1 protein-coding gene is annotated in these 401 nt (G+C 43.4%); it reads right to left on the reverse strand.

The window, feature by feature from the left end:
* A partial coding sequence (locus P364_RS0134630; RefSeq protein WP_024634520.1) for a cytochrome d ubiquinol oxidase subunit II occupies positions 1-401 on the reverse strand: 401 nt, incomplete at both ends.

Below are 401 nucleotides of genomic sequence, written 5' to 3' on the forward strand. Positions count from 1 at the left end.
GATAACGGATTGGTAAACAGGGCCCAATAATTCAGGGAAACCGTCTCACCTTGCTGCAAAATAAAACCGCCTTCAGACAGTGTCAGTGCCACTGACAACGATGCAGGAATCAGCAAACCCGTAGCGCCATATAAAAACAGATATACGATGTTGTTTTTCGATCCATAATTTTCAAAAGCATAAAACGAACCCCGAATGGCGAGCAAAACAACGGCAATGCTGCCAGGAACGATTAGAGCTGAGCCGTAATAATAGGCCGTATCTGGAAAGAAACCGATAATGCCGATGTAAAAGAAAACAAAGAACACGTTGGTGATCTCCCATACGGGTGATAAATAACGGGAAATCAGGCGATTGATCAAATGGTCCTGTTTCGTCAATCGTGCATAAAAGGCAAAGAA

Source organism: Paenibacillus sp. MAEPY2, assembly GCF_000499205.1.
In the GTDB taxonomy this organism is placed as follows: Bacteria; Bacillota; Bacilli; order Paenibacillales; family Paenibacillaceae; genus Paenibacillus; species Paenibacillus vandeheii.